At 68.9% G+C, this 15,740-nt stretch carries 11 protein-coding genes; 5 read left to right on the top strand and 6 right to left on the bottom strand.

Annotated features, from left to right (window positions below; all coding sequences use genetic code 11):
• Nucleotides 1-89 precede the first annotated feature (89 nt).
• Nucleotides 90-557: a hypothetical protein gene (locus ABZ880_RS35710; protein WP_361271726.1), complete on the bottom strand. Its 468-nt coding sequence runs from the start codon at nucleotides 555-557 to the stop codon at nucleotides 90-92.
• On the bottom strand, nucleotides 554-1,033 hold the full coding sequence (locus ABZ880_RS35705) for a hypothetical protein (RefSeq protein ID WP_361271724.1): 480 nt from the start codon (nucleotides 1,031-1,033) through the stop codon (nucleotides 554-556). The genes ABZ880_RS35710 and ABZ880_RS35705 overlap by 4 nt, the downstream gene beginning before the upstream one ends.
• A 63-nt stretch (nucleotides 1,034-1,096) precedes the next feature.
• On the opposite strand from ABZ880_RS35705, the gene ABZ880_RS35700 reads away from it, so the two are divergent.
• Both ABZ880_RS35700 and ABZ880_RS35695 read left to right on the top strand, forming a co-directional pair.
• Nucleotides 1,097-2,032 carry a YafY family protein gene (locus ABZ880_RS35700; RefSeq protein ID WP_361271722.1) on the top strand — a complete coding sequence of 312 codons (936 nt, stop codon included), beginning with the start codon at nucleotides 1,097-1,099 and terminating at the stop codon, nucleotides 2,030-2,032.
• A gap of 75 nt (nucleotides 2,033-2,107) precedes the next feature.
• Nucleotides 2,108-4,015 (top strand): rhamnogalacturonan lyase, encoded by a 1,908-nt coding sequence (locus ABZ880_RS35695; protein WP_361271720.1) that lies wholly within the window; start codon nucleotides 2,108-2,110, stop codon nucleotides 4,013-4,015.
• A 50-nt stretch (nucleotides 4,016-4,065) separates the two neighbouring features.
• Here ABZ880_RS35695 and ABZ880_RS35690 read toward each other — a convergent pair whose 3' ends face one another.
• The 3 genes from ABZ880_RS35690 to ABZ880_RS35680 form a co-directional block, all read right to left on the bottom strand.
• A complete protein-coding gene (locus ABZ880_RS35690) occupies nucleotides 4,066-4,371 on the bottom strand; it encodes a hypothetical protein (RefSeq protein WP_361271718.1) in 306 nt (101 codons plus the stop codon).
• A 103-nt stretch (nucleotides 4,372-4,474) separates the two neighbouring features.
• The gene (locus ABZ880_RS35685; RefSeq protein WP_361271716.1) at nucleotides 4,475-7,138 is read right to left on the bottom strand and encodes a cellulose binding domain-containing protein; all 2,664 of its coding nucleotides are present in this window, start codon (nucleotides 7,136-7,138) and stop codon (nucleotides 4,475-4,477) included.
• 283 nt (nucleotides 7,139-7,421) lie between these two features.
• A complete protein-coding gene (locus ABZ880_RS35680; protein WP_361271714.1) occupies nucleotides 7,422-10,337 on the bottom strand; it encodes a glycoside hydrolase family 48 protein in 2,916 nt (971 codons plus the stop codon).
• Between the two features lie 284 nt (nucleotides 10,338-10,621).
• On the opposite strand from ABZ880_RS35680, the gene ABZ880_RS35675 reads away from it, so the two are divergent.
• Nucleotides 10,622-12,097 carry a cellulase family glycosylhydrolase gene (locus tag ABZ880_RS35675; RefSeq protein WP_361271711.1) on the top strand — a complete coding sequence of 492 codons (1,476 nt, stop codon included), beginning with the start codon at nucleotides 10,622-10,624 and terminating at the stop codon, nucleotides 12,095-12,097.
• A gap of 55 nt (nucleotides 12,098-12,152) precedes the next feature.
• Nucleotides 12,153-13,862, top strand: coding sequence for a glycoside hydrolase family 6 protein (locus ABZ880_RS35670; protein ID WP_361271709.1), 1,710 nt, complete (start codon nucleotides 12,153-12,155; stop codon nucleotides 13,860-13,862).
• Between the two features lie 22 nt (nucleotides 13,863-13,884).
• Here the strand turns inward: ABZ880_RS35670 and ABZ880_RS35665 are convergent, their stop codons facing one another.
• Nucleotides 13,885-14,691, bottom strand: a complete 807-nt coding sequence (locus ABZ880_RS35665) for a phytanoyl-CoA dioxygenase family protein (protein WP_361271706.1) — start codon at nucleotides 14,689-14,691, stop codon at nucleotides 13,885-13,887.
• A gap of 100 nt (nucleotides 14,692-14,791) precedes the next feature.
• On the opposite strand from ABZ880_RS35665, the gene ABZ880_RS35660 reads away from it, so the two are divergent.
• The gene (locus ABZ880_RS35660; RefSeq protein ID WP_361271703.1) at nucleotides 14,792-15,700 is read left to right on the top strand and encodes a methyltransferase; all 909 of its coding nucleotides are present in this window, start codon (nucleotides 14,792-14,794) and stop codon (nucleotides 15,698-15,700) included.
• The last annotated feature ends 40 nt before the right edge of the window (nucleotides 15,701-15,740 follow it).

The following is a 15,740-nucleotide window of genomic DNA, read 5'->3' as shown; positions in this document are numbered from 1 at the left end:
GTAGCTCCGCTACGAGGGCTTCCGCCCGGCACGCCGAGAGCACGCACCGAACGCCGCTCCTTCTCCCACGGAGATCCATCAGAAGAGCCCTAGGCGGCCTTCGGGCGGCTGAAGTCCATGGTCCAGTTGGTCAGCCAGGTCTCCCCGCCGTCGAGGGAGAAGGCCTGCTCCCAGCGCGCCGAGGTGGGGGAGACATCCGCCCACACGAACCGCACGCGCACGTCCTTGCCGTCGTGCGTGTCGTCGCCGTAGAACTCGCCGCGGTCGCCGTCGAAGCGGCCGACGACCGGCGGGAAGAGCTTGCCGCTGCGGCTCGCGGCCCAGTTCAGCGACCATTCCCCCCTCTCCCGGTCGAAGAGGCGCAGGGTCGCCCCCTTCGCCCCCAGGTGCGGCATGTCGATCTCGTCGACGTTCGCGGTCCCGTCGAACAGCGGCCAGCAGCGGTTCGTGGCCGGGAACTCCACCCAGTCGCTGTCCGGGTCGAGGAAGTCGGTGCGGCGGCGGTTCACGACCGCCCACTCGCCGTGGAAGAAGTCGAAGTCGTGCGGGCTGCTCATGAGCGCTCTCCAGTGGTTCCTGCGGGCAGGGAGTCGGCCAGGTAGGCGTCCAGGTCCGGGACTTCGGGCACGAGCATGTGCCGTACCCAGGCGTCCCGTTCGTGCTGGATCGGCGGCAGTTCGAAGACACAGCCGATCCAGGGCAGTTCCGGCCTGATGAAGTGGGTGGGGTCATGGTCCGGGCAGCCCGTCATCGGCTGGCCCGCCGCCGCGTTCGCGTAGTGCAGGACGTTGTCCCACACCCAGCTGTACGCGTTGATGTAGGCGCCGTCGTCGTTGCCCCGGTGCACCACGACGAAGGTCACCGGCGGAGTGCCGTCCGCCTCCGGCAGCAGCTCCGGGAGGATCGCGTACGCCGCCTTCTCCACGTCCGGCGCGATACCGGCCGGGTCGGCGGTGACGTGGTAGCGCTTGATGTGCCGCCCGGCCACCTCGATCGGCGGCGGCACGGTCAGGAGTTTTTCCTCGAAGGCCATGGCCAGGACGCTAGGACCACTTCACTGACATCATCTGTCAGTGAAGTCTGGGAACCTGAGGACGTGAAGTCCAGTCGCCTCGTCTCGATCCTGCTCCTCCTCCAGACCCGTGGCCGCATGACCGCCGCCCAGCTCGCCGAGGAGCTGGAGGTCTCGGTGCGTACGGTCTACCGGGACGTCGAGGCGCTGAGTGCGGCGGGCGTCCCGCTCTACGGCGACGCAGGGCACGCCGGCGGCTTCCGCCTGCTCGACGGTTACCGCACCCGTCTGACCGGCCTCACCGCCGGCGAGGCCGAGGCCCTGTTCCTCGCGGGCGCCCCCGGCCCGGCCGCCGAGCTGGGCCTCGGTTCCGTCCTGGCCGCCGCCCAGCTCAAGGTCCGTGCCGCGCTGCCGCCGGAGCTGCGCGCGGGCGCCGACCGGATCAGCGGCCGCTTCCACCTCGACGCACCCGGCTGGTACACGGACGCGGAGGAGACGCCGTATCTGCCGGCGGTGGCCGACGCGGTGTGGAACTGCCGGGTGCTCGACGTCCTGTACCGCCGCTGGGCGGAACCCACCGACGTGGAACGCCGCCTCGAGCCGTACGGACTGGTGCTGAAGGCGGGCCGCTGGTACGTCGTGTCGGGCCCCGGCCCGCGCACCTTCCGCGTCGACCAGATCCTCGAACTCGCCACCTCCGACGAGGAGTTCACCCGCCCCGACGACTTCGACCTGGCCGCCTACTGGACCACGTACCAGCGCGACTTCCACAACCGCCTGTACCGCGGTGAGGCACTGGTCCGCCTGGCACCGGGTGTACAGCTGCCGAGAGCGGTCAACTGCCGTACGGACGAGGACGGTTGGACCCTCGCCACGGTGCCCGTCGAGTCCGTCGAGCACGCGCACGGCGAGTTCCTGCGGCTGGGGGCGGACATCGAGGTGCTGGAGCCGGCGGAGTTGCGCGAGCGCATCGCCCGGACCGTCGCCGAACTGGCCGAAAGATACGCCAAGTTGGCGTAAAGACATGGCAACGCGGTGGCAAGCGGCGGCGACCGAGTGTGCGGAACCCGTCCGTCCTCTCTGGAGGTTCGTCCCTTGCAGCACCCGCACAAGCACCGCAGACGCCGAGTCCTCCTCTCGGCGGTGACCGGCGCCGCGGCCCTCGTGGCCGCAGGGCTCACCGCGCTCAACGCCGGTACGTCCCCCACGCTCGAACTCACTCGCGCGGGAGGGGCCCCCATGGCCGCCACCGCACGGCAGGTCGAGAAGCTCGACCGGGGTGTGGTCAGCGTGCACACCGACAGCGGCAACCTGGTCAGCTGGCGCTGGCTCGGCACCGACCCGAACGACGTGTCCTTCAACGTCTACCGGGCCGGCACCAAGGTCAACTCGGCCCCGATCACCGGCTCCACGAACTTCTTCCACTCCGGTGCGCCCGCCCAGGCCGACTACACCGTCCGGGCGATCGTGGGTGGCGTCGAGCAGGCCGACTCCGTGCACGCGGTCCAGTTCCGCACCGGCTACAAGGACGTGCCGATCAGCCCGCCCGCGGGCGGTACCACGCCCGACGGGGTCGCCTACACCTACGAGGCGAACGACGCCTCCGTCGGAGACCTCGACGGCGACGGCCAGTTGGACTTCGTCCTGAAGTGGCAGCCGACCAACGCCAAGGACAACTCCCAGTCCGGCTACACCGGCAACACGATCGTCGACGGCATCAAGCTCGACGGCACCCGCCTGTGGCGTGTCGACCTCGGCCGCAACATCCGCTCCGGCGCGCACTACACGCAGTTCCAGGTGTACGACTACGACGGCGACGGCAAGGCCGAGATCGCCATGAAGACGGCCGACGGCACGGTCGACGGAACGGGGACCGTGATCGGCAGCTCCTCCGCCGACCACCGCAACTCCAGCGGGTACGTGCTCTCCGGACCCGAGTACCTGACCATGTTCAACGGGCAGACCGGCAAGGCGATGCAGAGCGTCGACTACGTCCCGGCCCGCGGCACGGTGTCGTCCTGGGGCGACTCGTACGGCAACCGGGTGGACCGCTTCCTCGCCGGGACGGCGTACCTGGACGGTGCACGACCGTCGTTGATCATGGCGCGCGGCTACTACACGCGCACGGTGCTCGCCGCCTGGGACTGGCGCAACGGCTCCTTCACGCGGCGCTGGACCTTCGACACCAACTCGTCGACCAACTCCGGCAAGGGGTACGACGGTCAGGGCTCGCACAGCCTGTCGGTCGGGGACGTCGACAGCGACGGCAAGGACGAGATCGTCTACGGAGCGATGGCCGTGGACGACAACGGCAACGGCCTGTGGACCACCAAGACCGGGCACGGCGATGCCCAGCACCTCGGCGACCTCGACCCCTCGCACGCCGGCCTGGAGTACTTCAAGGTCTCCGAATCCGGCTCCCAGCCCGCCGAGCTGTACATCAACCCGGCCAACGGAACGGTCAATTGGAAGCTCGACCCCTGCTGCGACAACGGCCGGGGCGTGGCCGGTGACATCTACGCCGGAAACGACGGAGCGGAGGTCTGGTCGGCGTCCGACTCGTCCATCCGCGACGAGGCCGGCGCCACCAAGGGCCGCGAACCGTCCTCCGTGAACTTCCTGTCCTGGTGGGACGGGGACACCACGCGTGAACTCCTGGACGGCACCCACATCGACAAGTACGGCACCTCGGGAGACACCCGCCTGCTGACGGGCTCCGGCGTCCACTCCAACAACAGCACCAAGGCGACGCCGTCCCTGTCCGGCGACATCCTCGGCGACTGGCGCGAGGAGGTCGTCTGGCCGACCGGCGACAACACGGCGCTGCGGATCTACTCCACGCCGTACGAGACCGGCACGAGGATCACGACTCTGCTGCACGACACGATGTACCGCACGGGCATCGCCTGGCAGAACACGGCTTACAACCAGCCGCCGCACCCGAGCTTCTTCATCGGCAACGGCATGGCGACGGCACCGAGGCTGACGGTCTACACCCCGTGACACGGAGGCGGTCGCCCGCCGGCTGCGGGCGACCGCCTCATCGCATCGGTTCAGCCGCCGCCGAGGCCGCCCAACAGGCCGCCCAGCAGGCCGGTGACGACGCCCAGGATGCTGGCCAGGGGATCGTCGTCGCCCTTGTTGCCCTTGTCGCCCTTGTCGCCCTTGGAGGAGGTCTCGTCGTCCGAGGGCGTGAGACATGCCTCGTGGCCCAGGAGGGACACATGGGTTGTCCCCTCGCACTTGGCGGGGGTGTCGGCCGCAGCGGCGCACGGCGCCAGCAGGGTCACGGTGAGTACGGGCGCGGCGAGGACCGCCGCGATGCGGGCGCGAGTCGTCTTGCGTGTGCGCTGCGACATATCTGTCCCTTTCGACAGGTATGGGAATACTTCCTTGATCAGACTCACGTGATCCGCTGCGCTCCGCAACTCGAACAACACTCACCGTGACAGCCTGCTCGGGTCAGGCGACCGTGCAGCTCTGGTCACCCAGCGCGAACGACGTCGGTTTCGTGTTCGACCCCGACCAGCTCCCCGTGAACCCGAAGCCCACGGACGCACCCGCCGCCACATTGCCGTTCCAGCCCACGTTCTTCGCGGTCACCGCCGCACCCGACTGGGTGTGGTCGGCGTTCCACAGCTGGGCGATCTTCTGGCCGTCCGCGAAGGTCCACCCAAGTGACCAGCCGCTCCAGGCAGTTGACCCCGTGTTGCTCAGCTGCACGTCGGCCTGGAAGCCACCCGACCACTGATTGGTGATCTTGTATGTCACCGTGCAGGCACCGGTGGGCGTCGGCGTCGGGTCCGTGCCCCCGCCGCCGTCACCGCCACCGGTGTCCGACGTGTCGCCGTAGATGACGCCTCGCCCGTTGGTCGAGACGTACACCCGCCCGTAGACCCGCGGGTCACCGGTGATCGCCGCACCCGTCCAACCCCACTGGTGGGCATCGTCGTTGATACGGGTCCAGCTCACGCCCTTGTCGGTCGAGCGGAAGATGCCGCGTACGCCGCCGATCTTCGCGCTGGTGTACAGCGTCTGGTACGAGGCTCCCGTCGCCGCCTTGCCGAAGCCGATCGTGTCGGCCTGCTCGACGTTCGACAGCTTGGTGAAGCTCGCCCCGCCGTCCGTGGAGTGCCACAGGCCGTACGCGCCGTCCGAGGCGCCGCCCGCGAGCCAGACGTCGCCCTTCGTGCCGGGCAGCGCCTTGAAACGCACGCTGTCGCCGCTCGGGAGGCCGTTCGCCGACGATGCCGTGAAGGTCGCGCCGCCGTCCGAACTGACGTAGAACTTCCCCGACTTGAAGCCGTAGAAGGTCTTCGGGTCGACCCGGTCGGACTCGACGGTCGCACCGGAGGGGATGCCGCTCGACGCCGACCAGGACGAGCCGAAGCCGGTCGTGTACTGCACGCCCGTGCCCGCCGGGCTCCACACGAACCGGCTGCCGTCGGAGGCCGCGGCCACCGTCCCGCCGCCGCTCACTCCCGAAGGGTCCGTCCCGGCAAACCAGTTGGCGCCGTTGTCCGTCGAGAACGCGATGTGCGGCCCGGAGTCCAGGTTGCCGACGCGGACGACCGTGTTCGGGTTCGTCTCCGCGAAGTCCAGACTGGTCGTCGTCGTGAAGGTCGGCGAAGTGAACATCATCGACGGGACCTTGGTCAGGTCCGTGTGCCGGAAGCCGCCGATGTCACCGAGGGCGCTGAACAGCTGGGCGCCTCCCGACGGGGGAGCGGCGAGGTCGTTGACCGCCGTCTCCTCCAGACCCTGCACCATCGGCTTCACCGTGAACTGGCCCCCGCTGTCCCACTTGGTCAGGTCCTCGGTGCCGTAGAGCGTGTCGCCCGTCCCGTACATCATCCGGTCCGAGTTGAACGGGTCGATCTCCAGCGCCTCCGTCATCCAGCCCAGTTTCGGGCTCTGTTCGGGCGGGGACGGGTTCGCGCCGAAGGTCAGCCAGGGGGAGGACGAGACGTCCATCGTGTAGCGGTTCGAGCGGTTGGGGTACGAGGTGTAGTCCCACGCCTTGGTCCAGGTGCCGCCGCTGTCCGTGGAGCGGAAGATCTGGGTGTCCGGCCACCAGGAGCTGTAGGCGGTCGCCATGACCGTGCCCGGGTGCCGGCGGTCGACGCTCAGACCGCTGAAGCCGTAGTAGGTGTCGGCCTCCGCCACCGGGCTGATGTTCGTCCAGGTGCCGGTCGCCGTCGCATACCGCCACAGCTGACCCTTGCCGCCGTCGTACGGGCCGCCCTTGTCGCTGTAGGCGAGATAGAGGTAGCCGTTCTTGGCGTCGAGGACGCCCTTGTGGGCGAGGTAGCCGGTCGGCTGCCCGGCCAGCCGGGTCCAGCTCGCCCCCGCGTCCGTCGAGCGGTACACCGCGTTGTCCTTGTCGGCGACCCCGACGTAGATGGTCCTGGTGGCGCTTCCCGAGGTGCCGGTGGACTCGTCGAAGGTGACCCAGACGATCCCTTGGTTGTCGCTCGCGTACCCGCTGGTGTCGCCCGAATCCTGCACGTAGTTACCGACATTGGGGAAGTTCGTCACCTGCGACCAGGTCACGCCGGAGTCCGTCGACCGCCACAGGCCCTTGCCGCTGGGTGCGCCCAGGTACAGCACGCTGTCCTTGTTCGGGTCGATCGCGAGCCGCTCGCCCATGCCACGGCCGGGCATGTTGCCGCCGAGCTTGAAGGGCAGGGCGGTCTTCTGCCAACTGGCGCCGCGGTCGGCCGACCTGAGCACGGCGCCGTTCCCCGGGTCCCAGCTGTTGGTGTACGTCCCGACGGCCGCGTACACCTTGTTCGGGTCGACGGAGTCGGAGGCGAGGCTCACCACGCCGGTGTGCCCCCAGTCGTCCCAGCCGATCGAGTCCGTCAGGGGCGTCCAGGTCTTCGCCGACTCCTGCCAGCGGTAGGCGCCGCCGATGTCGGTGCGGGCGTAGGCGAGGTTCTTCTCGCTGCGGTTGAAGACGATCCCGGGGACGAAGCCACCGCCGTCGATCCGGGCGTTCTTCCAGGTGTAGGTGTCGGCGGCGAGCGTCACCTTGGGGGTGCTCGCGGCGAGGGCGGGCGGACTGCCCGCGAGCAGGCCGGCCGCGAGGGCCAGCACGGCCGTGAGGATACGGGTTCTTCGCACGGCGGGTCCTTTCCGGAGTGGGGGAACCGGGGACAGAACAGAGAGGCCGGTAAGCGCTTTCCACTTGGTGTGCGAGTGCCGGGCGGCCCCCAGTGCGGGTGGGGGCCGCCCGGCTGTTGGCCCCGGCGTCCGGTGTCGGGGCCCACGCACACGGAGCTCTCGGACGGTTCCGGGGGAGTGGGCGGTGCCGGCTGCGCCCTTCAGGGGCGCGGGGAACTGCGCGACCAGCCACAGCGGACCCGCAGCCGAACACGGCCCAACCCACGGAGCGCCCGGCGGGGACTTATTCGAGGAGCTCCGCGTACGAACCCATGGCGAGGGCTATGTCCGCCTGCGCCCAGAAACGGTGGTACGTGAACGACGGCGCGGCCCCGCCCGCCAGATAGGCCTCGATCTTCGACCAGGCCGGGTCGTTCTTGTAGAAGGACCTGAGCGAGCTGAACGTGGACGAGGAGTTGATCACGTCGCCGTTCGGCATCTTGCCGCTCCAGCCGCTCGGGACGTACACACTGTCGTCGAAGCGGTTGTAGTCCGCGCGGGTCTCCGGCACGGCGATGCCCAGGCCGTCCTGGTAGTTGCTCCACATGCCGTCCAGCAGCGCCTTCGCCGTCGTCTTCGCCTCCGTGTCACCGGACTTGGCGGCGTAGTACGTCAGGGTCTTGGCGTACGCGGCCGCCACACCCACGTCGTTGGTGTAGTCGGCGACCGTGACGTGAAGTCCGCTGTTGGCGCCGGGACTTGACGCGTTCCAGGTGTCGGGCCGGCCCGACCACTGCAGCGTCGACGGGATCAGATAGGTGCCGTCCGGATTGATCGTGGTCTTGGACAGCGCCCAGTCGACCCACTTGTCGAGGACCGCCTTGGCCTGCGCGTTCCCCGTCTGCTGGTAGTACTCGGCCACTCGCTCCATCGACCACGCCTGGAAGCCGAACCACTGGTTGGACGGCGGGTCGTGGTAGACGGGCTGCTGGTCGTAGTACATGCCGTAGAAGGTCGACGTACCGGACGGCGGGGTCGCGTAACGGCCCGCCCAGCTGTTGGTCGCACCACCCGCGATGGCGCCCTCGTTGGACTGCAGCCAGCGGTAGAACTCCAGCTGCCGGGTCAGCGAGGTGCCCCAATCGGCCGCCCCTGTCGAGGACTTGGGCTTCAGGTCGGCGTACGAGCTGAGCGCGTAGGCTGCCAAGGGGTTCTGGTAGCCGCCGTGCACATGGCTCGAGCCGATGCGCCAGGCCCAGCCCGCACTGGTGTCGGTCGCGCCGCCCCATGCGTAGTACCAGGACAGCAGATAGGACGAGGCGTCCTTGCCGGTGCCGGCCGCACATGTGGACGGCCCGACGCAGTTGCCGATTTTCTTGAAGTACTTGTCGTACATGGCGTAGCGCAGATAGTCGCCCATCTTCGCCGCCTTGCCGACGGTGGCCGACACGTCGCTGCCCTTGCCCTGCCCCTTGGCCCAGACATCGGCCCAGTACGCGGCCTGCACCGCACGCGCGTCGGCGTCCGGGGCGTCCGTGTACTTCCACTGCCTGGCGTAGGACGAGTCGCCGGTGAACAGGTCCAAGTACCCGTTCGTGCCGCCGTACTTGAAGGCGTCGCAGGTCGGCTGCGGCACCGTCTCCCACACCGACTCCTGCGCGCCGCGCTGGAAGGTGTTGATGTACGACGGTCCCGTGGCCGTCGGCCCGGCCTCGCACTTGCCGGGCTCGTTGCCGTAGCCGTAGACGTTGTCGACGTCCTGCAGCCAGTGCATGCCGTACACGTCGTCCGTGCCGTACGCGCTCTTCAGCTCCGATGCGATCGGGTCCGAGCCGACCGGGACCGACGTGTCGAGCTTCGCCGGGTACTCGTCAGGGGTGTCCAGCTCGGGCGCGTACGTCGCCGGCTTCGAGGCGTTGTAGAAGGAGTTGGTGGGCTGGTCGGCGTGGGTCGGGATCATGTACTTCTCCATGAGATCCCAGGCGCCGTTGAACTTGGTCCAGTCACCGGTGACCTTGCCGTACATCGCCTGCAGCCACAGCAGGTAGCTGTACGCCTCCGACGTGGTCTCGTGGCCCTGGTCCGGAGCCTCCACGATCAGCGTCTCGACCGAGTGGTAGGGGATGCCCTCGGGCGAGAAGTAGCCGTTCGCCGGGTTGGTGATCTTCCCGTAGAGGTCCAGGAACCGGGCGTCGTACGCCTTCGAGGCCGCCAGCTGGGTCACCGTGACCGCCGCCTTGGAGTGCCCGGTCGCCGTCGACTCGAAGGACGCCGAACCGGTCCCGGAGGAGTCGGCGGTGATGGTCACCTTCTGCGCGGTGCTCCAGTTGGATGGCGTGAAGGTGAGCGTCGAGCCGCCGGTGACGGACAGGCTGCTGTTGCCGCTCGCGCGGGCCGTCGTCACGGTCACGTTCGCCGAAGGCTGCGTGGACAGCTTCACGTCGTACGTGCCCGACTTGCCCTGCTGGACGCCCAGTTGGGTGGGGGAGGCGACCACTGCCGGGCCGGAGGCAACCGTGATGCCGACCGGCGTGGACTCCGCGGACGCGCCCAGGCTGTCGTACGCCTTCGCCAGCAAGGAATGACTGCCCACGGTCAACCCGGAGGCCGAGTACGTGAACGGCGCGCTGGTGTCCGTGCCCAGCAGGGTCGTGTCGTCGTAGAACTCGACCTTGCTGATCGTCGCGTTGTCGGCCGCCGCGGCGGTGGCCGCGAGCGGGACCGCGTCGCCCTGCGTGTAGACCGCGCCCGCGGTGGGGCTGGTCAGCACGGTGACGGGCGGCTGGTGCGCGCCGGCACAGGTGGTGCCGTTGATCGCGAAGTTCGTGGGGGCGGTGTTGGTGCCGCTGTAGGTGAACTGCGCGCCGGTGGAGACGGCCGCGCCGGCGGCGATCTTCCCGTTGTACCCGGCGTCCTTCACGGTGATCGCCGTGCCGGACTGGGACCAGGTGCCGTTCCAGCCGTTGCTGAGCTTCTGGTTGCCCGAGTAGCCGTACGTCAGCGTCCAGCCGTCGATCGTGTCCGTGCCGCGGTTGGTGATCGTCAGGTCCGCGGTGAAGCCGGAGCCCCAGTCGTTCGTCTTGTAGTCGACGCTGCACTGAACTGCCGCCGCCTGGGCGGGAGTTGTGCCGGTGCCGAGCATGGTGAGCGGAAGTGCGAGAGCAGCCACGACGGCTGTCCATAACCGCGGCACGGCGCGGCGTCTCCTTCTGGGATGCATGTGCTGGTTCCTCCTTGCGGCTCGGGACAAGAAGTGGGGGGAGGGGAGGAGCAACAAGCCTTGAACCAGTGGGAGCGCTCCCATAGTGGGGAAGGGGGTGAGGGTGGTCAAGGTGCTTGAAGAGTCGAAAAGATTCGACGCGATTTAGTTGAGGGAAAGTCAGGAAAGTCTGTGACTCCCCTGTCCTTTGCCGTCACTTGGCGCTAGCTTCATTGACACCAGTGGGAGCGATTCCATCAGTCGACGCGTCCGTCACGACGCGCCCGATCTGCAAGGAGTCGCTCATGCGACACCCCCCGCGTTCAGGTCTTTTAGCCGTTGCCGCCGCCGTGGCCCTGGTGGGCACCGTGGTCGCACCGGTCGTCACGGCGCACGGCGCCACGCCCGCCTGCTCGGTGGAGTACTCCGTCACCGGCCAGTGGGACACCGGCTTCCAAGGTGCCGTGAAGATCACCAACAACACGGCGGCCGTGAGCAGTTGGAGCCTGGGCTTCGACTTCGCAGGCGGTCAGAAGGTCACCCAGGGCTGGAACGCCAAGTGGTCCCAGTCCGGTACGACGGTGACCGCGGCCAACGAGAGCTACAACGGCTCGCTGGCCACGGGCGCGAGCGTCAGCGCCGGGTTCATCGCCTCCTGGCCGGGGTCGGGGACCAACGCCGTACCGACGTCGTTCAAGCTCAACGGGACGACGTGCAACGCCGGTTCGCAACCGTCGCCGACACCGACCGATCCGCCCGCGACGGGTACGGCGCCCGCGCTGCACGTCTCCGGGAACAAGCTCGTGGACGCCTCGGGAGCGACGCGCCGGCTGCTCGGTGTGAACCGGTCCGGCGGCGAGTTCATGTGCGTGCAGGGCCGGGGCATCTTCGACGGCCCGGTCGACGACGCGGCGATCAGGGCGATCGCCGACTGGAAGGCGAACACGGTCCGCATTCCGCTCAACGAGGAGTGCTGGCTGGGACTTTCCAACATCCAGTCCGCGTACGGCGGCGCCAACTACATCAACGCGGTCAAGGATCTGGTGGCCCGCGTCGAGGCGCACGGCATGACGCCGATCGTCGAACTCCACTGGACCTACGGCCAGTACACCGGCAACTCCGCCGGCTGCTCCGACGTGCACGCCAGCTGCCAGAAACCGATGCCGGACATGCAGTACACACCGTCCTTCTGGTCCTCGGTGGCGAACACCTTCAAGGCCGACCCGGGTGTGGTGTTCGATCTGTTCAACGAGCCGTATCCGGACCGGGCCACCTCCACGACCACCCAGGCGTGGCAGTGCTGGCGGGACGGCGGCACCTGCCCCGGCATCGGGTACGAGGTCGCCGGTGTGCAGGACCTGGTCGACGCGGTGCGCGGCACCGGCGCCAAGAACGTCGTCATGGCCGGCGGACTGGCGTACTCGAACGACCTGAGCCAGTGGCTGACGTACCGGCCCAGCGACCCCACGGGCAATCTGGTCGCCGCGTACCACGTCTACAACTTCAACACCTGCGCGAACGAGAGCTGCTGGAACTCGACGCTCGCCCCCGTCGCGGCCCAAGTGCCGCTGGTGGCCGGGGAGATCGGCGAGAACACCTGCTCGCACGGGTTCGTCGACCAGGTCATGAAGTGGTTCGACGACCGGGGGCTCTCCTACCTCGGCTGGACCTGGAACACCTGGGACTGCTCCTCCGGACCGTCCCTGATCTCCGACTACGACGGGACCCCCACGTCGTACGGCATAGGGCTGCGCGATCACCTGCGTGCCCTGAACGGATGACTTCCGAAAGCTCCGCAACGGACAACTCCCGCAACGGACAAGGAAACCCGCACTCATGAGTCGTACCAGAACAGCGATACTCGCCGCCCTGGCGCTGGTCGCCTCGGCCGCCGGGACCGCGACGGCCGTCGTCCCCGGCGACGTCGGCACGGCCGCCGTCCCCTGCACCGTCGACTACAAGGTGCAGAACCAGTGGGACACCGGCTTCACCGCCGCCGTCACGGTCACCAACAACGGTGCCGCCAAGAGCAGTTGGGCGGTGAAGTGGTCGTACGCAGGCAATCAGAAGGTCACCAACTACTGGAACACCAAGCTCACCCAGAGCGGTACGGCCGTCACCGCGGCCAACGAGACCTACAACGGCTCGCTGGCGACCGGAGGTTCGGTCAGCTTCGGGTTCCAGGCCTCCTACAGCGGTAGCAACGCGATCCCGACCGGCTTCACGCTCGACGGTGTGACCTGCAACGTCGACTCCGGACCCACCGATCCGACCGACCCGACGGGGCCGAGCGACAAGGTCGACAACCCGTACACCGGCGCCAAGGTGTACGTGAACCCCGAGTGGTCCGCGAAGGCCGCCGCGGAGACGGGCGGCAGCCGGATCTCCAACCAGCCCACCGGTGTCTGGCTCGACCGCATCGCCGCGATCAACGGCGTGGGCGGCGGCATGGGGCTGCGCGATCACCTCGACGCGGCCCTCGCGCAGAAGGGCAGCGGGGAAGAGGTCGTCCAGCTCGTCGTCTACGACCTTCCCGGGCGTGACTGCGCGGCACTCGCCTCCAACGGCGAGCTCGGGCCGACGGAGATCGACAAGTACAAGACGCAGTTCATCGACCCGATCGCGGCGATCCTCGCCGACAGCAAGTACAGCTCGCTGCGGATCGTCACCACCATCGAGATCGACTCGCTGCCCAACCTGGTCACCAACACCGGCAGCCGCGCCACCGCGACCCCGCAGTGCGACACCATGCTGGCCAACGGCAACTACGTGAAGGGCGTGGGCTACGCGCTCGCCAAGCTCGGCGCGATCCCCAACGTCTACAACTACATCGACGCCGGCCACCACGGCTGGCTCGGCTGGGACGACAACTTCGCGCCCGCCGCCACCCTGTTCAAGCAGGCGGCCACCAGCGAGGGCGCGACCGTCGACGACGTGCAGGGCTTCATCACCAACACGGCGAACTACAGCGCCCTGAAGGAGAACAACTTCACCATCAACGACACGGTGAACGGCACGTCCGTGCGCCAGTCGAAGTGGGTGGACTGGAACCGGTACGTGGACGAGCTGTCGTACGCGCAGGCCTTCCGCAACCAGCTGGTCTCGGTGGGCTTCAACTCCGGTATCGGCATGCTGATCGACACGTCGAGGAACGGGTGGGGCGGCACTGCCCGGCCCGCCGGACCGGGTTCGACGACCAGCGTGGACACATACGTCGACGGCGGGCGCTACGACCGGCGCATCCACGTCGGGAACTGGTGCAACCAGTCCGGGGCCGGACTCGGCGAGCGGCCGCAGGCCAATCCGGCGACCGGGATCGACGCGTATGTGTGGATGAAGCCGCCGGGGGAGTCCGACGGGTCCAGCTCCGCCATTCCCAATGACGAGGGCAAGGGGTTCGACCGGATGTGCGACCCGACGTACACGGGCAATGCGCGCAACGGGAACAGCATGTCGGGTGCGCTGCCGAACGCTCCGCTGTCGGGGCACTGGTTCTCGGCGCAGTTCCAGCAGCTGATGCAGAACGCGTATCCGCCCCTGTCATGACGCGGTGACGGCTCCGCCGGGGTCAGGTCTCGTCGGCCAGGCCCCGGCGGATTGCGAACTCGACCGCCGAGTAGTCGCCGTCGGGGCGGTTCAGCTCGTAGGGGACAGCAGACATGAGGGGCGGCTGGGCCATGAAGCGCGGGCGGGTGCCGTGGTGGGGCTGGGCCGCGTGGACCAGGAACGGGTGGCAGAGGTAGACGTCGCCGGGGCGGCCGGTGGCGTACGTGAGCGGACGGGCGGCCGAGGCCTCCGCGACCTTGGGGCCGAGCTCCATGAACGAGGCCCCTTCTTCGCCGTACGGCTCCAGCACCGCTGGCACGTCGAGGTGTGAGCCGACACGGATGCGGGTCGGGGCGTCGGCCTCGGTGACCTCGCTGAACAGGAACAGCATCAGCAGGGCGCGCTCCCGTGAGCGGAGGTTCGTGTGCCACAGGGTGGCGCCCTCGGGGAGATAGCTGCCCTCGATGTGCCAGCCCGCGTCGTCGGGCTCCTCCTCGTGCGGGAACCGCAGCGGGAAGCTTCCCAGCGAGTAGCGCGGCGTCCAGCGGCGCTCGCCGACCAGCAGGTCGAACGCCTCATGCAGCACAGGGGAGTTGGCGGCCGCCGCGAACGGGCCCTGTGCCATTCCGGCCACCCAGACCACGGGGTCCTTCCAGGTGGCGGGGTCGTCGGGGTCGTACCCCGTCTCCTGCCACAGCAGCCGCGCGCAGCTCTCGGCGACCCGTGGCGGAAACGCCCCCTCGATCTTCACGAACCCGTCCTTGAGGAACCGCTCCACCATCTCGTCGTCCATCGGGCCATCGTGGGCGACTCGCCCGGAGCCGCGCATCTGATTTTTTGCCGCCGCTTTTTGCCGTCATGGCAACAGCACTGGCCGCGACGCGGTGCGTCGGCGCACCCTGGCCGCACCCGGAGGAGAGGCTGACACCATGGCGCACGGACACCACCACGATCACGGACACTCCCACGAACACGGCCACCTCGATCACGGCCACACCGACATCGACTGGGCCGAGATGGCCCCGCTGCTCGAATCGCAGGCGGAGCTGTTCACGCCCCTGTACGAGCGGGCGATGGCCTGGTTGACCGACAAGCAGACCGAACCGGGGCTGATCGTCGACGCGGGCAGCGGACCCGGCGTCGTCGCCTGTCTGCTCGCCGAGGCCTTCCCCGGGGCGCGGGTCGTCGCGGTCGACAGCTCAGCGCCGCTGCTCGAACGGGCCCAGGCCCGGGCCGACCGGCTCGGCGTCGGCGACCGCTTCGGCACCCTGGCCGGTGAACTCCCGGACGTGCTGGACGAGTTGGACTACCCCGCCGATCTGCTGTGGGCCAGCCGCAGCCTGCACCACCTCGGCGACCAGCGGGCCGCCCTCGCCGCCTTCGCCGCGCGGCTCGCCCCCGGCGGCACGCTGGCGATCATGGAGGGCGGTCTGCCCGCCCGGTTCCTGCCGCGCGACATCGGCATCGGCCGCCCTGGACTGCAGGCCCGCCTCGACGCGGTGGAGGAGGAGTGGTTCGCCGAGATGCGGGCGAGTCTGCCCGGCGCGGTCGCCGAGGCCGAGGACTGGCAGGCGCTGATGACCGCCGCCGGACTCAGGCCCACCGGCACCCGCACCTTCCTGCTCGACCTGCCCGCCCCGGCCAAGGACCGCGCCCGCGCCTACGTCGCGGCCTCCCTCTCCCGCATCCGCGACGGGCTCGGAGACCACCTCGACGCCGACGACCGCGCCACCCTCGACCGGCTCCTCGACCCCGACGACAAGGCGAGCGTGCACCACCGGCCGGACGTGTTCGTCCTGGCGGCACACACGGTGCACACGGCGGTCCACGCCATGTGAGGTGCATGGCCTTGACTTCGAGAATGCTCCAACTGATTCA

Source organism: Streptomyces sp. NPDC047043 (assembly GCF_040644055.1).
GTDB lineage: Bacteria > Actinomycetota > Actinomycetes > Streptomycetales > Streptomycetaceae > Streptomyces.
This window is presented reverse-complemented; position numbering and strand designations above follow the sequence as displayed.